Origin of the sequence: Streptomyces sp. NPDC052114, from assembly GCF_040680155.1 — a bacterium.
Lineage (GTDB): Bacteria > Actinomycetota > Actinomycetes > Streptomycetales > Streptomycetaceae > Streptomyces.
In genome coordinates this window covers 1-21,743 of record NZ_JBFAWC010000033.1, presented here as the reverse complement: position 1 = coordinate 21,743, position 21,743 = coordinate 1, and the positions used below count along the sequence as shown (strand labels likewise).

Annotated in this window: 17 protein-coding genes; 8 read left to right on the top strand and 9 right to left on the bottom strand. The window is 70.8% G+C overall.

What is annotated here, in order from left to right; all coding sequences use genetic code 11:
• Position 1: 1 nt before the first annotated feature.
• The 5 genes from AB0L89_RS39830 to AB0L89_RS39810 all read right to left on the bottom strand — a co-directional run bounded on the left by AB0L89_RS39830 (position 2) and on the right by AB0L89_RS39810 (position 9,077).
• Positions 2–1,486, bottom strand: coding sequence for an FG-GAP repeat protein (locus AB0L89_RS39830; RefSeq protein WP_365152664.1), 1,485 nt, complete (start codon positions 1,484–1,486; stop codon positions 2–4).
• A gap of 434 nt (positions 1,487–1,920) precedes the next feature.
• Positions 1,921–3,429 (bottom strand): FG-GAP repeat protein, encoded by a 1,509-nt coding sequence (locus AB0L89_RS39825; protein ID WP_365152662.1) that lies wholly within the window; start codon positions 3,427–3,429, stop codon positions 1,921–1,923.
• Positions 3,430–3,582: 153 nt separating this feature from the next.
• Positions 3,583–4,977 (bottom strand): FG-GAP-like repeat-containing protein, encoded by a 1,395-nt coding sequence (locus AB0L89_RS39820; protein WP_365152660.1) that lies wholly within the window; start codon positions 4,975–4,977, stop codon positions 3,583–3,585.
• A 242-nt stretch (positions 4,978–5,219) separates the two neighbouring features.
• The gene (locus AB0L89_RS39815; RefSeq protein ID WP_365152658.1) at positions 5,220–6,563 is read right to left on the bottom strand and encodes a VCBS repeat-containing protein; all 1,344 of its coding nucleotides are present in this window, start codon (positions 6,561–6,563) and stop codon (positions 5,220–5,222) included.
• 231 nt (positions 6,564–6,794) lie between these two features.
• A complete protein-coding gene (locus tag AB0L89_RS39810) occupies positions 6,795–9,077 on the bottom strand; it encodes a (Fe-S)-binding protein (RefSeq protein WP_365152656.1) in 2,283 nt (760 codons plus the stop codon).
• A gap of 362 nt (positions 9,078–9,439) precedes the next feature.
• Here AB0L89_RS39810 and dnaK point away from each other — a divergent pair, with 362 nt between their 5' ends.
• From dnaK to AB0L89_RS39785, 5 genes are all read left to right on the top strand, one after another.
• Positions 9,440–11,311, top strand: a complete 1,872-nt coding sequence (dnaK, locus tag AB0L89_RS39805; protein WP_365152654.1) for a molecular chaperone DnaK — start codon at positions 9,440–9,442, stop codon at positions 11,309–11,311.
• Complete coding sequence (gene grpE, locus AB0L89_RS39800) at positions 11,311–11,991, top strand: nucleotide exchange factor GrpE (RefSeq protein WP_365152652.1); 681 nt, start codon at positions 11,311–11,313, stop codon at positions 11,989–11,991. Before dnaK ends, grpE begins: the two co-directional genes overlap by 1 nt.
• A 33-nt stretch (positions 11,992–12,024) precedes the next feature.
• On the top strand, positions 12,025–13,218 hold the full coding sequence (gene dnaJ, locus AB0L89_RS39795; protein WP_055698616.1) for a molecular chaperone DnaJ: 1,194 nt from the start codon (positions 12,025–12,027) through the stop codon (positions 13,216–13,218).
• 1 nt (position 13,219) lies between these two features.
• Positions 13,220–13,669 (top strand): helix-turn-helix domain-containing protein, encoded by a 450-nt coding sequence (locus AB0L89_RS39790; protein ID WP_055698615.1) that lies wholly within the window; start codon positions 13,220–13,222, stop codon positions 13,667–13,669.
• Between the two features lie 99 nt (positions 13,670–13,768).
• Positions 13,769–14,287, top strand: coding sequence for a hypothetical protein (locus AB0L89_RS39785; RefSeq protein ID WP_365152649.1), 519 nt, complete (start codon positions 13,769–13,771; stop codon positions 14,285–14,287).
• A gap of 22 nt (positions 14,288–14,309) precedes the next feature.
• Here AB0L89_RS39785 and AB0L89_RS39780 read toward each other — a convergent pair whose 3' ends face one another.
• The 3 genes from AB0L89_RS39780 to AB0L89_RS39770 form a co-directional block, all read right to left on the bottom strand.
• Entirely contained in the window at positions 14,310–15,284 is a 975-nt protein-coding gene (locus tag AB0L89_RS39780) for a helix-turn-helix transcriptional regulator (protein WP_365152647.1), read from the bottom strand.
• Between the two features lie 271 nt (positions 15,285–15,555).
• Positions 15,556–16,578, bottom strand: coding sequence for a helix-turn-helix transcriptional regulator (locus tag AB0L89_RS39775; protein ID WP_365152645.1), 1,023 nt, complete (start codon positions 16,576–16,578; stop codon positions 15,556–15,558).
• Positions 16,575–17,564: a helix-turn-helix transcriptional regulator gene (locus AB0L89_RS39770; RefSeq protein ID WP_365152643.1), complete on the bottom strand. Its 990-nt coding sequence runs from the start codon at positions 17,562–17,564 to the stop codon at positions 16,575–16,577. Before AB0L89_RS39770 ends, AB0L89_RS39775 begins: the two co-directional genes overlap by 4 nt.
• 131 nt (positions 17,565–17,695) lie before the next feature.
• Here AB0L89_RS39770 and AB0L89_RS39765 point away from each other — a divergent pair, with 131 nt between their 5' ends.
• Together AB0L89_RS39765 and AB0L89_RS39760 are read left to right on the top strand one after the other, a co-directional pair.
• Positions 17,696–17,872, top strand: a complete 177-nt coding sequence (locus tag AB0L89_RS39765) for a hypothetical protein (protein ID WP_365152641.1) — start codon at positions 17,696–17,698, stop codon at positions 17,870–17,872.
• Positions 17,869–18,225, top strand: coding sequence for a hypothetical protein (locus AB0L89_RS39760; RefSeq protein ID WP_365152639.1), 357 nt, complete (start codon positions 17,869–17,871; stop codon positions 18,223–18,225). The genes AB0L89_RS39765 and AB0L89_RS39760 overlap by 4 nt, the downstream gene beginning before the upstream one ends.
• Before the next feature lie 129 nt (positions 18,226–18,354).
• Here the strand turns inward: AB0L89_RS39760 and AB0L89_RS39755 are convergent, their stop codons facing one another.
• Positions 18,355–18,792, bottom strand: a complete 438-nt coding sequence (locus AB0L89_RS39755; protein ID WP_365152637.1) for a TIGR03618 family F420-dependent PPOX class oxidoreductase — start codon at positions 18,790–18,792, stop codon at positions 18,355–18,357.
• 138 nt (positions 18,793–18,930) lie between these two features.
• Between AB0L89_RS39755 and clpB the strand changes: the two genes are divergently transcribed.
• Positions 18,931–21,546: an ATP-dependent chaperone ClpB gene (gene clpB, locus AB0L89_RS39750; RefSeq protein ID WP_365152635.1), complete on the top strand. Its 2,616-nt coding sequence runs from the start codon at positions 18,931–18,933 to the stop codon at positions 21,544–21,546.
• Positions 21,547–21,743 lie beyond the last annotated feature (197 nt).

Genomic DNA, 21,743 nt, shown 5'->3' with positions numbered 1-21,743 from the left:
ATCAGTCCGCGAAGTTCGCCCCGAAGCGGGCCGAGCCCGTGGACGAGATGCCCACCGTCGACGTGTAGACGCCCGACGTGCCCGCCAGGGTGCCGTCCGCCTTGCTGGTCAGGGGGTATACGGCGCCGTTCGCGCCGTTCTCGCCGTACGCGCCGACGGTGATGTCACCGCGGCCGTCGCCGTTGAGGTCGTCGACGTGGACGTCCGAGCCGAAGAAGTCGTTCTTCTCGTTGGTGTTGGGGACGCCCGGGGTGTCCTGGCTGAGCAGCACCGCGCCCCGCGTGGACAGGCCGGAGCCGTCGGCCGCGCCGTAGATGACCGTGACCGCGCCCGCGTCCGTGACGCCGTCGAGGTCCTCGCCCGCGGAGCCCACGACCAGGTCGAGGTGGCCGTCGCCGTTGATGTCGCCTAGGTCGAGCTCGTTGCCGAACGAGTCGCCCTTCTCGCCCGCGCCGGGGACGCCCGCGCTGTCCTGCGTGAAGACCTGGGTGTCGCCGTAGGGGCCGGTGGCGGCGCCGTGCACCACGTACACCGAACCGCCCTTGTTCGCGCCGTCGATGCCCTCGTCCCAGTCGAGGCCGATGACGATGTCGCCGTACCCGTCGCCGTCGGTGTCGCCGACGTCGGTGATGATGCCGCCGGGCAGCCGCTGCTGGTTCGTGGTGCTCAGGCCGTCCGGGGTGCCGGGCACCCACAGGTTGGCGTTGTAGCCGTCGGCGGTGGAGTAGCCGTCGACGACCAGGTCGTCCCTGTCGTCGCCGTTCACGTCGCCGGAGTGCAGGTTGAGCGGGCCCGCGCCCTCGCCGCTCTCGACAGCGGGCTTGATCGTGTAGCGGCTGCTCCCCTTGCCGGTGGAGCGGGAGATGTCGCCGTTGAGGACGTCGATGGTGGCCGCGCCGGACCGGGCGCCGATGGCCAGGTCGGTGCCGCCGTCGCCGTCGAAGTCGCCGGCCTCGATGGGCGAGCCGAAGAAGTCGTGCTGGGTGGGGCGCGGGTCGGCCACCGTGGTGCCGCCGGACAGGCCGCTCGGCGAGCCCCACAGGACCTGCACGGTGCCGCCGTCCGCGTCGCTGCCGACGTCCTCGCCGGGCGCGGCGACCGCGAGGTCGTCGTAGCCGTCCCGGTCGAAGTCGCCGTACGCGGTGTCCGTGCCGAAGCCGTCGCCCTTCTCGGCGGTGCCGGGGACGCCCGTGCTGTTCTGGCTGAAGGTCTTGTGGCGCAGCGTGGCGCCGCCGTACGTGACGGTGACCTGGCCCGCCTGGTCCTTGCCGCCGACGTTGGCGGTGGGCGCGGAGGTGGCGAGGTCGGCGACGCCGTCGCCGTTGAAGTCGGCCTCGTGCGCGGGGAGCCGGTCCGCGGGCGCGGCGGTGGCCGCGCCGGCCGAGACGGTGAGCAGCCCGCCGGTGAGCGCGGCCGCGGCTGCGGTCGCCGCGGCGAGCCGCGTGCGTCTGGGGCTGGGGACGGAGGTGCGCCTGTGCTTGGCCATGCGGGACTCCTGCGGCATGCGCGGATGCCTGGCGGACATCCGCGGACGGTGGGCAACGGGGTGCGTTCCGGGTGCGTTCACCGTGAGTTGGCCGGGGAGTCGCGCCGCGGTTGGCGCAAGGGAGACCGCTGGTGCGGGCGGAGGGTTGTATGGGGGAGCGGGGGACTTCCGGGGGTGGCGTGAAGGTGGCGCTAGAAAGGTGGCGCTATATCGGAACTCGTGCTGAGTGCATGCTTGTTGGGCGATTTGTGAGGTGGAGGGAGGCGCCGGACAGGGTGGAGGGAAGCGCCGGACAGGGCAGAGGAAAGCGCCGGACGGGCTGAGGGAATCAGCCCGTCCGGCGCTTGAGGACGAACTCGGCGGAGCCGGTGATCGGGCGGCACCGGATCCGACGGGACCCGACATCCGCCCCGGCGGAGCCGACGGTGCCGTTCCTACCGCCCCAGCACGCCCCCGTACCCCCGCGCCCCCGCGAGCCCCAGCTTGCCCGGCGTCACCGAGGTGACCGGCGGGTTCGGGCCGTCCTTCGGGGTCGCGGCGTACCAGACGCCGCCCTTGCCCTCGTCCTCGCCGGGCGCGCCCACCGCGACGTCCGGGTAGGTGTCGCCGTTGTAGTCGCCGGTGGCGACGGCCGCGCCGAAGCGGTCGCCGGCCTCGGCCGTGCCCGCGACGCCCGCGGAGTTCTGGCTGAACGCGGGGCCCGTGAAGGCCTCGCCCGTGCCGAGGGAGGCGAGGACCCAGTAGGTGCCGGCGTCCTTCGCGGTGCCGACGGCCTCCGTGTCGGCGCCGGCGATCAGCTCGTCGATGCCGTCCCGGTCGACGTCGGCGGCGGCGAGGTGCGCGCCGAAGTTGTCCTCGGCCTCGGGCGTCCCGCCGACCTGGGGGCTGCCCTGCGTGGTGCAGGAGTGCCCGCCCTCGCCGAGCTTGCCGCCCTTCTTGCCGTAGACGGTGAGGACGGCGCCGCCGAGGCGGTCCTCGCAATTGGTCGACTCGGTCTCGGGGTTGGCCTGGACGTCGCCGATGGCGAGGTCGTCGCTGCCGTCGCCGTCGAAGTCACCCGTGGCGAGGGCGCTCCGGCTGCTGTCGGGCGTGGACCACACCGTCTGCCACTCGCCGGACGCGGCACGGCTCCTGACCGTCGTACCGCTGATCTCCATGCCCTTGTACGAGATCGCGAGGTCGTCGCCGCCGTCGCCGTCGAAGTCGCCGCTCGCCAGGACGGACGGGCCGCCGAAGTGCCAGCCGTCGACCCGGGCGAGCTTCGCGGAGGAGCCCTCGGTGAAGGGGCCGGAGCGCACGACGACGGAGCTGCTCTCGTCGAAGTGGGAGTTGAAGGCGATGTCCTTGTCGCCGTCCTTGTCGAAGTCGCCGGTGGCGAGCAGCGCGCCGTAGTGGGCGTCGCCGATGTCTCCGTTGGCGGCGGTGAAGCCGCCCTTGAAGCCGCCCGCGGAACCCCAGACGACGGTGACGGTGCCCGCGGACAGGCCCGTGTCGTTGTCCTCGCCGGGCGTACCGACGACGAGGTCGGAGTAGCCGTCGCCGTTCATGTCGTCGGAGGCGACGGCCGTGCCGAAGCCGTCACCCGCCTCGACGGTGCCGGGCACGCCGGACGTGGCCTGGCTGACGGTCGTCGAGCCGTGCTGTCCGAGGCCGTTCGCGCCGCCCCAGACCACGTTCACGTAACCGGCCTTGGCCTTGCCGGAGACGGTCGCGTCGGGCACGCCGACCGCGAGGTCCACATAGCCGTCGCCGTTGTAGTCGGCGCGGAGCTTCGAGGGCTGCGGGGCGGCGGACGCGCCGCCCGCGGTCAGGCCCGTGACGCCGAGCGCGGTGGCGGCGCAGAGGGCGGCCGCGGTGAGGATCTTGTTCCGTGCGGTGCGTTCGTTGCGTGCGTCGCGTGCGTTCCGTGCGGTCTTCCGCACGTGCTGGGGCGCTGAGGCCACTGGGGTGTCTCCAACTCGCTCAGGAATGGGGGGTGTTGTCGCAGAGGACTTGATCGGCGGCAGATGTGCGTGACATCGGAGGAGCCGCGCTGCAGAGGGTCCTGCTCACGGAGTGCATGGGCGCCGCTAGCCTCACGGAGTACTTGGGCGCCGCTAGCGCAGCGTTCGCCCGAAGCCCGCGTCCGCGCCGTCGAGCCCGAAGTCCGTGCCGTTGAAGGAGGCCGCGTACGACGAGGTCAGCCCGGTCGTCGTGCCCCGCAGGACCCACACGGCGCCGACGTCCCGCGTCGTGCCGATGTCCTCGCCGGTCGCGCCGGTGGCCAGGTCGGGCCTGCCGTTCTTGTTGATGTCCTTCAGGCGCACGGACGCGCCGAAGTGGTCGCCCGCCTCGGCGACGCCGGGCACGCCGGCGGTCTCCTGGTGCCAGGCCTTGCCCGAAGTGAACGTGCCCGCGGTGGACTTGAGGTAGGTGACGCTGCCCGCGCCCTCGACCGTGCCGACGGTCTCGCCGGGCGCGCCCACCGCGAGGTCGGCGAGCCCGTCGCCGTTCACGTCGCCCGCCGCGACGGAGCCGCCGAAGCCGTCGCCGGCCTCGTCGGCGCCGGGCACGCCGGGGCTGTCCTGGTGGTACGTCACCGGGGCGCCGAACCTGCCGTCGCCGCCGCGCCGCACGGTCACCGAACCGCCCTTGGCGAGAGCGGACGTGAGGCGGTTTCCGGTGATCAGGTCGGCGTATCCGTCGCCGTCGACGTCACCGACGGTGGCGGCGTCGCCGGTCGCGGTCGGGTCGTCGCCCTCGGCGAGCACCTCGGCCTGGTAGCCGTAGTCGCCGACGCCACCGTTCATGTGCGCGGTGTAGAGGCCGCCGTCGGCGCGCTCGCCGTACAGGACGAAGCCGACGCCGTCCTTGTACTTGAAGTTGCCGGAGACCATGCCGTCCAGGCGGACGCCCTCGGGCAGGAAGTCGACCTCCAGGCCGTGCGTACGGCCGTCCTCGCCCGCGCCGGAGTAGAAGTACCAGTTGTCGGCGCTGATCACGGCGAGCTGGGGCGAGCCGTCGTAGTCGAGGTCGGTCCAGACGGCGGCCTCGCCGAAGCGGCCGGTCGTGTCGGCGGGCGAGTTGAGGACCCGGCCGCCGGAGGTGAAGCCGTTCCTGCCGCCCTTGATGACGGTGACGGAGCCGGAGGGCCTGCCCGTCACCTGCTCGCCGGGGGCGCCGACGATCAGGTCGGCGTAGCCGTCGCGGTTCACGTCGCCGCTGGTGACGTTCTCGCCGAACTCGTCCTCGGGCTCCAGGACGCCGGGCACGCCGGGCGTGTCCTGGGTGACGGTCACCGAGCGGCCCTCCGAGACGCCGGAGGCCGAACCGAAGGTGACCGTCACCGAGTTGGAGTTCGGCGAGCCGACCGCGAGGTCGCGGTAGCCGTCGCCGTTGAAGTCGTCCTTCAGGGTGGAGGCGGCGCTCGCCGAACCGGCCAGGGGCAGCGTCAGCCCGGCCGCGGCGAGGGCCGCGACGGTGGCGGTGACGGCCAGGTTTCTTACGCGCACGTGGGACTCCCGGTGGGGCAGGCTTTGGGTAAGGCTTCCGGGAGTGTGACTCGTGCGGCGTACGAAGGGTTGTGCGACAGAGGCGGCGGGGTGGCCGGAAGGTGAACGGCCGGGAGGGGTAAAACACCTCATTGTGGGGGCAGTTCGGACCTGATCCGTACGCACTCGTACGACCTCCACCACGCGCATGGCCCGGACTGCCCCGGACTACCCCCGCCGCCCGCGCAGCCTGCCCCGGCGCGTCACGAACCGTCGCCCAGCGCCAGGAACTCCGCCGTGGAGAAGGTCAGTCCCGGCTTGCGCGAGACCAACTCGCCGTTCTTCAGGCCCGGATAGACGCCCACCGTGTCCTCGCCCTCCCCGCGATACGTCCGGAGGACCAGGTCGGCCCGCTTGTCGCCGTCGAAGTCCGCGACCTGGAGGACCTGCGTGGTGCCCTTCGCGGAGGGGACGACGATCGCCGAGGCGTTGGCGTCGAGCCCCGTCGTACGCCCCCGGAAGACCCGCACATCCCCGGCGCCGCCGCCGCTCCCGCTGCCCCCGCCGCTGAGGACCAGCTCGCTCAGACCGTCGCCGTCGAGGTCGCCCGCGTCGACGGCCACGTCCTTGGCCTCCAGGGAGCCGCGCAGGGTGCCCGGCACGTCGTAGCGCAGCGCGACACCGCGCGGCGAGGCGATCGCCGCGTCCATGCCCTTGCCCTTGCCGAAGCGGCCGAAGGCGATGTCCTTGCCCGCGGGGAACAGCACCCCGGTCTCGGCGGGGCCTTTGGGGCCGCCCAGGACGACGGCGCTCGCGGCGCCGGACGCGCCCGCGGCCTTGCGGACCAGCACGTCGTCGTAGCCGTCGCCGTCGACGTCGGTGGCGCGGCCCGTCACGAGGCCGTTGCCCGGCGCGGTGACCGGCTTGCCCGCGGCACGCGGCGCACCGCTCCGCTTGAACGGGCCCCGCAGGAACGTCATCCGCGCCCCGCTCGCGTGCAGCACGAGGTCGCTCGCGCCGTCCCCGTCGAAGTCCCCGCACACGGGCTGGTCGGGCCAGTCGTTGCCGAAGCGCGCCTGGTCGGGCACCTTCAGGCGCACGGCCTTGCCGACGAGCCCCTTGGGCGAGCCGAAGAGGATCTGCAGCGGTACGGGCGGCTGCCCCTGTCCGTCGTAGGGCGGATCGGTCGAGACGAGCAGGTCGGTGAAGCCGTCCGCGTCGAGGTCGCAGGAGGCCTCGGCGTCGAAGGCGGCGGGCAGCTCGCCCTTGGTGCGCGCCCCGTTGGCGTGCGCGCTCAGGAGCTGCCGGGCGCCGGGCCGCAGCCCGCCCTTGGAGCCGTAGACGATGCCGATGCCCGCGTCGTCGCCGTGGTCGCGGTGCACGAGGTCGTCGAGCACGAGGTCTCGGGCGCCGTCGCCGTTGAAGTCGTCGTCGGCCCTGCTGCCCTTGCCGCGTGGGACGGGCTGCTGGGCCGCGCCCTTGCCCGCCATGTTCACGGGCCGCCCGTCGCCGTTCTTCCCGGCGGTGCCGTCGCCTCCGTCGTGGCCGCCGCAGCCCGCGAGCAGCAGCGCGCAGCCGAGCGTGCCCGCGGCCAGGCGTACCGGCATGCCGCGCCGTCGGTCTCTCCGCGTGCCCGCTCTCCGTATGCCCGCTCTCCGTATGCCCGTCATCAACCCCGACCCGACCGCCCCATGAGACAACAACCAGTTACAACCAGCACATGATGCTCCCGCTTCGCGTAGGCGGTAAGCCCGTCCGGATGCCACTTTGGTCACTTCCACGCAACAGGCCGGTCCCGCCCGAGGGCGGAACCGGCCTGAAGGGCTGGTGCTGCGCGGCTACTTGACCGGCTCGGGCTCCGGCGCGTCCGCCGACTCCTCCTCGCCCGCCGGGTCGACCGGCGTCTTCACCGAGTCGAGCAGCAGCTGGGCGACGTCGACGACCTGGATGGACTCCTTGGCCTTGCCGTCGTTCTTCTTGCCGTTGACCGAGTCGGTGAGCATGACGAGGCAGAAGGGGCAGGCCGTCGACACGATGTCGGGGTTGAGGCTGAGCGCCTCGTCGACCCGCTCCGTGTTGATGCGCTTGCCGATGCGCTCCTCCATCCACATGCGGGCGCCGCCGGCGCCGCAGCAGAAGCCGCGCTCCTTGTGCCGGTGCATCTCCTCGTTGCGCAGGCCCGGGACCTTGCCGATGATCTCGCGCGGCGGCGTGTAGATCTTGTTGTGGCGGCCCAGGTAGCACGGGTCGTGGTAGGTGATGATGCCCTCGACGGGGGTCACCGGGAGCAGCTTGCCCTCGTCGACCAGGTGCTGGAGCAGCTGCGTGTGGTGGACGACCTCGTAGTCGCCGCCGATCTGCGGGTACTCGTTGCCGATCGTGTTGAGGCAGTGCGGGCAGGTCGCGACGATCTTCTTGGCGGTACGGGGCTTCTTCGACTCCTCCGTGACCTTGCCGTCGTCGTCGTACTCCTCGCCGAACGCCATGTTCAGCGCCATGACGTTCTCCTGGCCGAGCTGCTGGAACAGCGGCTCGTTGCCCAGGCGGCGGGCGGAGTCACCGGTGCACTTCTCGTCGCCGCCCATGATCGCGAACTTGACGCCCGCGATGTGGAGCAGCTCCGCGAAGGCCTTGGTGGTCTTCTTGGCGCGGTCCTCCAGGGCGCCGGCGCAGCCCACCCAGTACAGGTACTCGACCTCGGTGAGGTCCTCGATGTCCTTGCCGACGACCGGCACCTCGAAGTCGAGCTCCTTGAGCCACTCCAGGCGCTGCTTCTTGGCCAGGCCCCAGGGGTTGCCCTTCTTCTCCAGGTTCTTGAGCATCGTGCCCGCCTCGGACGGGAACGCGGACTCGATCATCACCTGATAGCGGCGCATGTCGACGATGTGGTCGATGTGCTCGATGTCGACCGGGCACTGCTCGACGCAGGCGCCGCAGGTGGTGCAGGACCACAGGACGTCCGGGTCGATGACGCCGTTCTCCTCGTGCGTCCCGATCAGCGGGCGCTCGGCCTCCGCGAGGGCGGCGGCGGGCACGTCCTTGAGCTGCTCCTCGGTCGCCTTCTCCTCGCCCTCCATGGACTTGCCGCCACCGGCGAGCAGGTAGGGGGCCTTGGCGTGCGCGTGGTCGCGCAGCGACATGATCAGGAGCTTCGGCGAGAGCGGCTTGCCGGTGTTCCAGGCGGGGCACTGCGACTGGCAGCGGCCGCACTCGGTGCAGGTGGAGAAGTCCAGCAGGCCCTTCCACGAGAACTGCTCGACCTGGGAGACGCCGAAGACGGCGTCCTCGGCCGGGTCCTCCCAGTCGATCGGCTGGCCGCCGGAGGTCATCGGCTGCAGCTCGCCGAGCGCGGTCCCGCCCTTCGCGTCCCGCTTGAACCAGATGTTCGGGAAGGCGAGGAAGCGGTGCCAGGCGACACCCATGTTGATGTTGACCGAGACCGTGATCATCCAGATGAAGGAGGTCGCGATCTTCAGGCCGGCGAAGAAGTACGTGAGGTTCTGGAGGGTGGAGACGTCCATGCCCTCGAACCAGGAGACCACCGGGTACGAGATGAAGAACGACGCCTCGTAGCCGTCCACGTGGTGCTGGGCGCCTTCGAGGGCGTGCAGCAGGAAGATGCAGACGCCGACGACGAGGATGACGGTCTCGACGAAGTACGCCTGGCCGGTCTTGGAGCCCGCGAAGCGGGACTTGCGCCCCGGCTTGCCGGGCTTGCTCAGCTGGCGTACGACGATCAGGACCAGGATGCCGAGCACGGTCATCGTGCCCATGAACTCGACGTACATGTTGTACGGAGCCCAGTCGCCGATGATCGGCAGGATCCAGTCGGCCTTGAAGAGCTGACCGATGGCGTTGACGATGGTCAGCAGCAGCGTGAGGAAGCCCACCGCCACGAACCAGTGCGCGAAGCCGACGATGCCCCACCGGTTCATGCGGGTGTGGCCCAGGAACTCCCGGACCACGGTGAGCGTGCGCTGGAGGGGGAGGTCGGTCCTGGTGCCGGCGGGTACGGACTGGCCGAGTCGCATCAGCTGGACGATCTGCAGGACGGCACGGCCGAACAGCGCGACGCCGACTGCGATGAGGACCAGCGACACGATGATCGCGGCGAGTTGCATTTCGGGGCTCCTCGGGCCTGCGAGGCGGGACTTCGTAGCGGACTACGACTGATTACTAAGCGGTAACTTATGCAGTCCGTCTGAGACTACCCACTTACTGCGCCGCACTGTAGCCAGCAAGGCGGTGATCTGCGTCGCTCAGGCAACCCTTCCCGTGTCCGTGCCCCGCAAGGGGTGCACGGGGACCGCACGACCGGCCCCATGAGCCCCTCGGGTGGACCCCGACCTCCTGCGTAGAGCCTAGTTGCGCGTAAGTGCGAGATAAGAGTTGAGTCGACCTGACTCAGCTCTGTTGACTCCAGCGGGGCGCTCATGCATTCTTGAGTCAGATCCACTCAAGATGTACCTCTGGAGGAATCGAAATGGCACGTGCGGTCGGCATCGACCTGGGCACGACTAACTCCGTCGTCAGCGTTCTCGAAGGCGGCGAGCCCACCGTCATCACCAACGCCGAAGGCGCCAGGACCACGCCGTCCGTCGTCGCCTTCGCGAAGAACGGCGAGGTGCTCGTCGGCGAGGTGGCCAAGCGCCAGGCGGTCACCAACGTCGACAGGACCATCCGGTCGGTCAAGCGCCACATGGGCACCGACTGGAAGGTGGACATCGACGACAAGGGGTTCAACCCCCAGCAGATCTCCGCGTTCATCCTCCAGAAGCTGAAGCGTGACGCCGAGGCCTACCTGGGCGAGAAGGTCGCCGACGCGGTCATCACCGTCCCGGCGTACTTCAACGACTCGGAGCGCCAGGCCACCAAGGAGGCCGGCGAGATCGCGGGCCTGAACGTCCTGCGCATCGTCAACGAGCCCACCGCCGCCGCCCTGGCCTACGGCCTCGACAAGGACGACCAGACCATTCTGGTCTTCGACCTCGGTGGCGGCACCTTCGACGTCTCGCTCCTGGAGATCGGCGACGGCGTCGTCGAGGTGAAGGCCACGAACGGCGACAACCACCTCGGTGGTGACGACTGGGACCAGCGCGTCGTCGACTACCTGGTCAAGCAGTTCAACAACGGCCACGGCGTGGACCTCTCCAAGGACAAGATGGCGCTCCAGCGCCTGCGCGAGGCGGCCGAGAAGGCCAAGATCGAGCTGTCCTCCTCCACGGAGACCACGATCAACCTGCCCTACATCACGGCCTCCGCCGAGGGCCCGCTGCACCTGGACGAGAAGCTCACGCGCGCCCAGTTCCAGCAGCTCACGTCCGACCTCCTGGAGCGCTGCAAGACGCCGTTCCACAACGTCATCAAGGACGCGGGCATCCAGCTCTCCGAGATCGACCACGTCGTTCTCGTCGGTGGCTCCACCCGCATGCCGGCCGTCGCCGACCTGGTCAAGGAACTGACCGGTGGCAACGAGGCCAACAAGGGCGTGAACCCGGACGAGGTCGTCGCCATCGGCGCCGCCCTGCAGGCCGGTGTCCTCAAGGGTGAGGTCAAGGACGTCCTGCTCCTCGACGTGACCCCGCTGTCGCTTGGTATCGAGACCAAGGGCGGCATCATGACGAAGCTCATCGAGCGCAACACGACCATCCCGACCAAGCGGTCGGAGATCTTCACGACGGCCGAGGACAACCAGCCGTCCGTCCAGATCCAGGTCTACCAGGGCGAGCGCGAGATCGCGGCGTACAACAAGAAGCTCGGGATGTTCGAGCTGACCGGTCTGCCGCCGGCCCCGCGCGGTGTCCCGCAGATCGAGGTCGCCTTCGACATCGACGCCAACGGCATCATGCACGTGACCGCGAAGGACCTCGGCACGGGCAAGGAGCAGAAGATGACCGTCACCGGTGGCTCCTCGCTGCCGAAGGACGAGGTCAACCGGATGCGCGAAGAGGCCGAGAAGTACGCGGAGGAGGACCACGCCCGCCGCGAGGCCGCCGAGTCCCGCAACCAGGGCGAGCAGCTCGTCTACCAGACCGAGAAGTTCCTCAAGGACAACGAGGACAAGGTCCCCGGTGACGTGAAGACCGAGGTCGAGGAAGCCGTCACCGAGCTGAAGGAGAAGCTCAAGGGCGAGGACTCCGCCGAGATCCGCACCGCCACCGAGAAGGTCGCCGCCGTCTCGCAGAAGCTGGGCCAGGCCATGTACGCCGACGCCCAGGGCGCGCAGGCCGCGGGCGGTCCCGAGGGTGCCGCCCCGGGCGGCGACGCGCCGAACATGTCGAAGGACGACGACGTGGTCGACGCCGAGATCGTCGACGACGAGAAGCCCGGTGACGCGAAGGGCGGCGCCGCCTGATGACCGAGGAGACCCCGGGCCCCGGCGAGAACGCCGAGAACCCCGACGTCCCCTCCGGCGCCACCCCTGATGACGCCGCGCCGAAGGCCGCCGAGCCCTCCTCCGAGGAGGGTCCGGCGGCCCCGGCCGGGGACGCAAGCCGAGACGTGGGCCTGACCGCCCAGCTGGACCAGGTGCAGAAGGCGCTCAGCGAGCGCACCGCCGACCTCCAGCGGCTCCAGGCCGAGTACCAGAACTACCGCCGTCGGGTGGAGCGGGACAAGGTCGCGGTGAAGGAGATCGCCTCGGCGAACCTCCTCTCCGAGCTGCTCCCGACCCTCGACGACGTCGGCCGCGCGCGCGAGCACGGCGAGCTGGTGGGCGGCTTCAAGTCGGTGGCCGAATCCCTGGAGACGGTCGTCGCGAAGCTGGGCCTCCAGCAGTTCGGCAAGGAGGGCGAGCCCTTCGACCCGACGATCCACGAAGCCCTGATGCACAGCTACGCACCGGACGTCACCGAGACGACGTGCGTCGCGATCCTGCAGCCGGGGTATCGGATCGGCGAGCGCACCATCCGCCCCGCGCGGGTGGCCGTGGCCGAGCCGCAGCCGGGCGCGCAGACCGTCAAGGGCGAGGAGTCCGCCGAGACCTCGGCGGACGCGGCCGACGAGAAGGAGACCGGTGGCCCGGACGAGGGCTGACGGCAACGACATGAGTGAGGAGGGACGTCGGGGATGAGCACCAAGGACTTCATCGAGAAGGACTACTACAAGGTCCTCGGCGTCCCCAAGGACGCCACCGAGGCCGAGATCAAGAAGGCGTACCGGAAGCTCGCGCGCGAGAACCACCCGGACGCCAACAAGGGCAACGCCAAGGCGGAGGAGCGCTTCAAGGAGATCTCCGAGGCGAACGACGTCCTCGGCGACCCCAAGAAGCGCAAGGAGTACGACGAGGCGCGTGCTCTCTTCGGCAACGGCGGATTCCGGCCGGGCCCCGGAGGCGGCGGCGGTTCGTTCAACTTCGACCTGGGCGACCTCTTCGGAGGCGGCGCCCCGGGTGGCGGTGGAGCGGCCGGCGGCGGCTTCGGGGGCGGTCTCGGTGACGTCTTCGGGGGCCTGTTCAACCGCGGCGGCGCGGGTGCCGGAACGGGCACGCGTACGCAGCCGAGGCGCGGCCAGGACATCGAGTCCGAGGTCACGCTGAGCTTCACGGAGGCGGTGGACGGCGCGACGGTGCCGCTGCGCATGTCCTCCCAGGCGCCCTGCAAGACCTGCTCCGGCACCGGCGACAAGAACGGCACGCCGCGCGTGTGCCCGACCTGCGTCGGCACGGGCCAGGTCTCGCGGGGCGGCGGCGGAGGGTTCTCCCTCACCGACCCGTGCGTGGACTGCAAAGGCCGTGGGCTCATCGCCCAGGACCCCTGCGAGGTCTGCGGCGGCTCGGGCCGCGCGAAGTCCTCGCGCACCATGCAGGTGCGCATCCCGGCGGGCGTCAGCGACGGCCAGCGGATCAGGCTCCGCGGCAAGGGCGCGCCCGGCGAGCGGGGCGGCCCGGCCGGCGATCTGTACGTGGTCGTGCACGTGGACGCCCACCCGGTCTTCGGCCGCAAGGGCGACAACCTCACGGTCACGGTGCCGGTCACGTACCCCGAGGCGGCACTCGGCGGCGAGGTCAAGGTCCCGACCCTGGGCGGACCCGCCGTCACCCTGAAGCTGCCGCCCGGCACGCCGAACGGCCGCACCATGCGGGCCCGCGGCAAGGGCGCGGTCCGCAAGGACGGCACCCGCGGCGACCTGCTGGTGACGGTGGAGGTGTCGGTCCCGACATCGCTGTCCGACTCGGCGAAGGAAGCCCTGGAGTCCTACCGCGAGGCGACTGCGGGCGACGACCCGCGGGCAGAACTGTTCCAGGCCGCGAAGGGAGCATGAGATGGACGGCCGTCGTCGCAATCCGTATCAACTCACCGACGAGACGCCGGTGTACGTCATCTCGGTGGCCGCCCAGCTGAGCGGCCTCCACCCCCAGACCCTGCGGCAGTACGACCGCCTGGGCCTGGTCTCCCCGGACCGCACCGCGGGCCGCGGCCGACGCTACTCCGCCCGCGACATCGAGCTGCTGCGCACGGTGCAGCAGCTGTCGCAGGAGGAGGGCATCAACCTCGCCGGCATCAAGCGCATCATCGAGCTGGAGAACCAGGTCGCGGCGCTTCAGTCGCGTGTCGCGGAGCTCTCCGCGGCCGTGGAGGGAGCCGCCGCCGCCATGCAGCAACGTGAAGCGGCGGTGCACGCCTCGTACCGCCGCGACCTCGTCCCCTACCAGGACGTGCAGCAGGCGAGCGCGCTGGTGGTGTGGCGGCCCAAGAGGTCGCCCGAGCAGTAGGTTCCGCAGTCTGAGTAGGCTGATGCAGGGCCGGGAGGCGACCACCTCCCGGCCCTGCGTCGATATATGGGGCATGGGGCACGGGGAGTTGAGCTGACCATGGCGATGGTGGGGCTGTTCTGGATCGCCGAGGGCGATGTGTACGTGGGCGCGAAGCCGTCGGGGCTGGCGCCCGGGGTGCGGCTGACGACGGAGGGCGTGGTGGCCCTCGGCGACCGCCAGTCGGGCATGTGGTCGTGGGAGGACGTGCGCGAACTGGCCGTCGAGGACGTCCCGGTGAAGTCGCTGAAGCGGCACGTGGGCGTGGCGGTCGACCTGGTCCTCACGGTGGGCCTCGGCGGCGACGACGAGGCGCCGAGGATGACGGTGCGCGTCGTGGACACCGAGGGCGGGGAGTCGGAGCTGAAGGCGTACACGGCCGCGGCGGTCGGCTACTCCCAGAAGGAGTGCGACCTCTCCCGCGCCCTGCTCGCCCGCCTGACGGAGGGCGCGGGCACGCTCCTCGCCACCCTGACCGCGATGTCGGACTGGGGCCGCCGCCACGAGGGCGGCACGCCGCGGACGGCGGAGCGGGAGGCGTTGCTGCGGGAGTGGGCGGGCGCGGCCGAGGTGGTCTGAGCGGGCCCCGGCCGGGCGTCGCTCACTGGCCGCGTTCGATGATCCCGGACTGGCTGATGAGGTAGCCGAGCTGGGCACGGCTCTCGCTGCCGAGGGTGGCGGCGAGCTTGGCGATGTGGACGCGGGCCGTGCGGATGTTCATGCCGAGGCGGTCGGCTATCTCGGCGTCGGTGAGGCCTTCGACGAGGAGGCCCGCGATGGCGCGCTGGCGGGGCGTGATGCCGCCCTCCGAGGGCTGGGGGGCGGCCAGCGGCCACATGGGCGTGGCCAGGCGCCACAGCCGCCAGAAGGTGGTCGCGAAGTACTCGACGAGGGCCGGGTGGCGCAGCTCCAGGGCTATCGTGCGGTCCTTGCTCGCCGGGATGAAGGCGACGGTCCGGTCGAAGACGAAGAGGCGCTCGGTGACCTCGTCGAGGGTGCGGGCCTCGGCGTCGCCGTCCAGCTGCTCGAAGTAGGCGAGCACGGGCAGAGAATGGCGCGTTGTGTGCTGGTAGAGGGTCCGCATCCGGCAGCCCCGGGTGAGGATCGCCTGGTCCCGGGGAAAAGCTTCGGCCAACGTTTCGGGCGGTCGGGTGCCGCCCGGCTGGATGGCCAGGAACTCCTCGGTGACGTCGTGCATGGCACGGTCGATGGCCGAGTTGATGCGCTCCAGGCCGTCCAGGACCGTGATGGTCGGGGTGTCGGTGACGGACGACAGCTGCGCGTCGAGGGCGATGAGCGGCTCGAACGCGGCGGTGAGCCGCTCCTCGCGGCGGCGCTGGGCGACGATCCGGTCCTCGATGGTGCGGAGCAGGAGGGGAAGGGCGGCGGCGGGGGCGGTGGGAAGCAGCCACCGCATGTCGTCGATGTCGGGGTGGAGCAGGCCGAAGTCGATCAGGCAGGGGGCGTGTTCGGCGTCCTTGCCGTGGATCCGGCCTTCGCGGAGGGCCCGGGCGTATACGGCGGAACCCTCGTCGCAGAGTTCCTCCACTCCATGTGGCGCATGCTCCTTGACCATGTGCGCTCCCTCCCGCTCGGTTGAAGCGCGGCGATTCTATGCAGGGGGCACTTAGGCGGGGGTACGGGCTCTTATTGAAGTGTCCACTTCTCGTGGGCGCGATTTCACCGTGTCTGGACGGGAATGCCGGAGTGCCCCGGCGGCCGGGCGGGCGGTGAGAAGCGTCCCTTTCCGGGCCGGGTGGCGCATTCCGCATCCCGCGCTCTCGCACGTCCCGGGCCCGGACGTCCGCCGCGCTTTGGCCGAAGGACCACGATCATGGCCATCGCCGTCAGGCCCCCGACGGAACCGAGGGATCCAGGATCCCGGACTGCCCGATGAGGTAGCCGAGCTGGGCGCGGCTCTCGCTGCCGAGGGTGGAGGCGAGTTTGGCGATGTGCACGCGGGCCGTACGGACGTTCATGCCCAGGCGGTCGGCCACCTCGGTGTCGGTGAGGCCCTCGACGAGGAGGCCCGCGATGGCGTGCTGGCGGGCGGTGATGCCGTTCGCCGAGGGCAGTTGCACGGCGCGCGGGAACATCGGGACCGCGAGGCGCCACAGCCGCTCGAAGGTCGTGACGAAGTATTCGATGAGGGCGGGGTGGCGTATTTCGAGGGCGAGGGTGCGGTCCTTGTTCGCCGGGATGACGGCGACGGTCCGGTCGAACACGAAGAGGCGCTCGGGGACGTCGTCGAGCGTGCGGACCTCGGCGTTGCCGTCGTGCTGTTCGTAGTGGGCGAGGGTGGGCAGCGAGTGGCGTGACGTGTGCTGGCACAGGGTCCGCAGGCTGCCGCCCCGGGCGAGGAAGTCGCGTGCGTCGTCGAGGGACTGGGCGAGCAGCGGGGTGGGCCGCACGCCGCCCGGCTGGATCGAGAGCACTTCGTCGCCGGTTTCGGCCAGCGCACGGCTCAGGACCTCCTGGATCTGCGGAAGTCCCTCCAGCAGCCTGATGGCCGAGGACTCCTCGGCGGCCAGGGAGACGAAGGCGGCCGCGGAGGCCGGCGCGGGGGCGAGCGCCATGAGTGGCTCGAACGCCTCGGTCAGCAGGGTCTCGCGCCGGAGTTCGCGCGCGATGTCCTCCTGGATGGCCTCGCGCAGCCGGGGCAGGGCGATGGAGGGGGCGGTGGGGCGCAGCCAGTGCGGGTCCTCCGCGTCCGGCCGAAGCAGTGCGAAGTCGACGAGGCAGGGCGCCTGTTCGGCGTCCGCGCGCGGCACGCGGCTCTCCCGGAGCGCCCGGCCGTAGAGCGCCGAACCCTCCTCGCACAGCTCGTCGGGTCCGTGGGGGTGGTGGGGGTGGCGGAGCTCTGTGGTCATGGGGCACGGTCCTGGTCGAGGATCCCCGACTGGGCTATCAGATAGCCGAGTTGGGCGCGGCTGCCGCTGCCGAGGGCGGCGGCGATCTTGGCGATGTGGGCGCGGCAGGTGCGGACGTTCATCCCGAGCCGACGGGCGATCGCCTCGTCGACGTGACCTTCGATGAGGAGGCGGGCGATGGAGCGTTGGACGCCGGTGATGCCGTCCGTGGAGGGGGCGTACGGCACCTCGTCGAGCAGCGGTGTCGCCTTGCTCCACTGGTGCTCGAAGACCTTGGCGAGGTACTCGACGATCCCCGGATGGCGCAGTTCCAGGGCGACTTGGCGGTCCTCGCGCGCGGGGATGAGCGCGACCGTGCGGTCGAAGACCATCAGGCGGTCGATCAGCTCTTCCAGGGTTCTGATCTGTACGTTGCCCTTGGCCATGCGCGCGGCGTAGGCGAGCGTTCCCTGGCTGTGTCTGACGGTGTGCTGGTAGAGCGTGCGCATGGTGATGCCGCGGTCGAGGACGGTCTGCCCGCGCTGCATGGCCACGGTGAGGGAGTCCTCGCTGCGACCGCCGCCCGGCTGGGCGGTGAGTATCTCGTAGCGGCATTCGGCCGTGGCGCGCTCGATGGCGGCGTCGATGTGCCCGTCGTTCTCCAGCACGGTGATGGAATGGCCCGTCGGCTCCACGCGGGCCGTGATCGCCATGAATGGCTCGAAAATGTCGGTGAGCTGTACGGCGAGTCTGCGCCGGTCCTGAATTTCCCGTTCAAGGGGATTGAGGCGCTGGGCGAGCGCGGCGGACGGCGGAATCGGGCGCAACCAGTCACCGTCGTCCGGGTCGGGGTTCAGAAGCCCGGATTCCACGAGGCAGGGCGCTTTCTCGGCCTCGGAACGGGCAACCCTCCCATGGGTCAACGCATGGGCGTAAAGCCTCGAACCCTCACCACACAGTGGCGTCGAGGGGTGAGGATGTGTCGGTTTAGTGCCTGTTGTAAGCAAATCTCCACCCCCCAGGGTCCTGAACGTGCAGGAACATGATGCATCGACCCTGTGGCTTTGACGTGCTCGATTGAGACATCGTCTTCTTGTGCCGGGGGAGACGAACCTACCAAGTGAGGACGAAGCCGATCATGTTTAAGCGCATGCTTCGCTCGGTGCTTGTCACCACCTTCTCCGTCGGGCTGGGCCTGGGTGCGGTGACCACTCTCGATCTCTCCTGGAACAGCCAGCCTGCCGGTGGATCGTCGGTGGCTGCGCCGAAGCCGGACCTGTCGTGGGACGTGGCGGCGAGGGGTGGCCAGGCATGAGCACCCCTCCCGATGACCGCACCTTCCGCCGGGAAATGGCCACCGCCTACCGCTCCGGTTGGCACTTCATCGATCTGGTCACCGCGATCCCCCACCGCGGCGACTCGTTGATGGTGACCCTCCTCGGCGAGCCGATCGTCGTCACCCGTGACGACGAGGAGGAGATCCGTGCGTACCGGTGCCTGCGCAGGCCCCGCGGCGCGCCGCAGCCCGTGCGGTGTGCCATCCGGTACGGGATGGTCTTCGTCAACCTGGACCGGCGCGACCACCAGATGGTCGGGCAGCGGCAGGAGCAGGACCCGGGTGCCATGAGCGCCCAGGACAACATCACAGCCACCCCCCGCAGTGCCTGACGCGATTCCCCCGTCGTTGTAAATCGCGCAGGCGCTTCCCCCAGCAGCGGCGCCACCGTGGACCTGAACACGGTGGCGCCGCTGTGGTGTGTGCGGGACCCGCGGCAGCGGGAAGGGCCCGCCCGCGCCTTACGGCTTGCCCATCGCCCGCGTCACCGCTATCTCGATCAGCACCCGGTCCGGGTTCGGCGAGGGCCGCCGTTCGTAGCGCTCCTCGTAGCGCCGCTCCGCCTCCGCTATCTCCGCCGGGTCCGTCCTGATCGTCGCCCGGCCCTCCAGCGTCGCCCAGCGCCGGCCCGCGAACTGGCACACCGCGACCCGCGCCCCCGGCCCGTCCGTGCCCGCCGCCGCGAGGACGTGGACGACCTTCCGGCTCGTCTTGCGCGCGAGGACCCGGGCGACCCCGGCCTCCGGGTCGTACGTCACGCCGACCGGCACCACGTGCGGGGTGCCGTCGGGGCGCAGCGTCGTCAGGGTGCACACGTGCCGTTCGCGCCAGAAGCTGAGGTAGGGCTCGGGCGGGTCGAGGGGATCGATCCGTGCCCTGCGGGAACTCGTGCTCGTCATGCCCCGGAACATAAGCCACAGGGGAGCTCCGGCCTTCCTCCGCCTCCTTGAGTGGAATAGACTCAACTTTGTGTACGTTGGGTAAGTCAGGACGCCGTGGGTGGACCAGGCGGGACACCGTAAGGAGGACAAGCGCACGTGGACGCCGAGCTGACCAACAGGAGCCGGGACGCGATCAACGCGGCCAGCAGCAGGGCCGTCAAGGACGGGCACGCCGATCTGACGCCCGCGCACCTGCTGCTCGCACTGCTCGAAGGGCAGGACAACGAGAACATCACCGACCTGCTCGCCGCGGTCGACGCCGACCAGGCGGCCGTGCGCGCGGACACCGAGCGGGCCCTGGCGGCGCTGCCGAGCGTGACCGGTTCCACGGTCGCGCCGCCGCAGCCGGGCCGCGAGCTGCTGGCCGTCATCTCGGACGCCGCCCAGCGCGCGAAGGAGCTCGGGGACGACTACCTCTCCACCGAGCACCTGCTCATCGGCATCGCCGCCAAGGGCGGCCGGGCCGGGGACGTACTCACCGAACACGGAGCAGGCAGCAAGAAGCTGCTGGACGCATTCGAGAAGGCAAGGGGAGGGCGCCGGGTGACCACACCCGACCCTGAGGGTCAGTACAAGGCCCTGGAGAAGTTCGGCACCGATTTCACCGCCGCCGCCCGCGAGGGCAGGCTCGACCCCGTCATCGGACGGGACCAGGAGATCCGGCGGGTCGTCCAGGTGCTGTCACGGCGTACGAAGAACAATCCCGTCCTCATCGGCGAGCCCGGCGTCGGCAAGACCGCCGTCGTGGAGGGCCTCGCGCAGCGGATCGTGAAGGGGGACGTCCCCGAGTCGCTGAAGAACAAGCGGCTCGTCTCCCTCGACCTCGGCGCGATGGTCGCCGGCGCGAAGTACCGCGGCGAGTTCGAGGAGCGGCTCAAGACCGTCCTCTCCGAGATCAAGGAGAGCGACGGGCAGATCATCACGTTCATCGACGAGCTGCACACCGTCGTGGGCGCCGGGGCCGGCGGCGATTCGGCCATGGACGCGGGCAACATGCTCAAGCCGATGCTCGCGCGCGGCGAGCTGCGCATGGTCGGCGCCACCACCCTCGACGAGTACCGCGAGCGGATCGAGAAGGACCCCGCCCTGGAGCGGCGCTTCCAGCAGGTGCTGGTCGCCGAGCCCTCCGTCGAGGACTCGATCGCGATCCTGCGCGGGCTCAAGGGGCGGTACGAGGCGCACCACAAGGTCCAGATCGCCGACAGCGCGCTCGTCGCCGCCGCCACGCTCTCCGACCGGTACATCACCTCCCGCTTCCTGCCCGACAAGGCCATCGACCTCGTCGACGAGGCCGCGTCCCGGCTGCGCATGGAGATCGACTCCTCGCCCGTCGAGATCGACGAGCTCCAGCGCGCCGTCGACCGGCTGCGCATGGAGGAGCTGGCGCTCGCCAAGGAGACCGACCCGGCGAGCAGGCAGCGCCTGGAGAAGCTCCGCCGCGACCTCGCCGACAAGGAGGAGGAGCTGCGCGGCCTCAACGCCCGCTGGGAGAAGGAGAAGCAGTCCCTCAACCGCGTCGGCGAGCTGAAGGAGCGGCTCGACGAGCTGCGCGGCCAGGCCGAACGCGCGCAGCGCGACGGCGACTTCGACAGCGCCAGCAAGCTGCTGTACGGCGAGATCCCGGGCGTGGAGCGGGAGCTGGCGGAGGCCAGCGAGGCCGAGGCCCAGCAGGAGGCCGCCAAGGACACCATGGTCAAGGAGGAGGTCGGCCCCGACGACATCGCCGACGTCGTCGGATCCTGGACCGGCATCCCCGCCGGGCGGCTCCTGGAGGGCGAGACGCAGAAGCTGCTGCGCATGGAGGACGAGCTCGGCAAGCGGCTCATCGGGCAGTCCGAGGCCGTGCGGGCCGTCTCCGACGCGGTGCGGCGCACCCGCGCCGGGATCGCCGACCCGGACCGGCCCACCGGCTCCTTCCTCTTCCTCGGCCCCACCGGCGTCGGCAAGACCGAGCTGGCCAAGGCGCTCGCGGACTTCCTCTTCGACGACGAGCGGGCCATGGTCCGCATCGACATGAGCGAGTACGGCGAGAAGCACAGCGTCGCGCGGCTCGTCGGCGCTCCGCCCGGCTACGTCGGGTACGAGGAGGGCGGCCAGCTCACCGAGGCGGTGCGGCGGCGTCCGTACAGCGTCGTCCTGCTCGACGAGGTGGAGAAGGCGCACCCCGAGGTCTTCGACGTCCTGCTCCAGGTCCTCGACGACGGGCGGCTCACCGACGGACAGGGGCGGACGGTCGACTTCCGCAACACCATCCTGATCCTCACGTCCAACCTGGGGAGCCAGTACCTGGTCGAGCCGCTCACCTCCGAGGAGGAGAAGAAGCAGCAGGTCCTGGAGGTCGTGCGGGCCTCCTTCAAGCCCGAGTTCCTCAACCGCCTCGACGACCTGGTGGTCTTCTCGGCGCTCACGAGGGACGAGCTGGCGCACATCGCCGAGCTGCAGATCAACCGCCTCGCCAAGCGGCTCGCGGACCGGCGCCTGACCCTGGACGTCACGCCCGAGGCGCTGGCCTGGCTGGCGGACGAGGGCAACGACCCGGCGTACGGGGCGCGCCCGCTGCGCCGCCTCATCCAGACCTCCATCGGCGACCGCCTCGCCAAGGAGATCCTCGCGGGCGAGGTCAAGGACGGCGACACGGTGCGCGTCGACCGTTTCGAGGAGGGGCTCATCGTGGGGCCGGCGTCCGGTTCCCCTGCGGGCAAGTCGCTGTAACGGCATCCCGTCTGCCCGGGGCGCAAGGTGCCCGTCCGCGGGCAGTGGTCCGTCCTCGCGCAGTTCCCCGCGCCCCTTCGAGGGCGCTGCGCGCCCGTCAGGGGCGCGGCGCAGCGCCCGCAGCAACGGGTGGCCGGACCGGCCGTCGCCGAAGACCCTGCCGAGGTCGGCCTCGACCGCGTCGAGCAGCTTCAGCG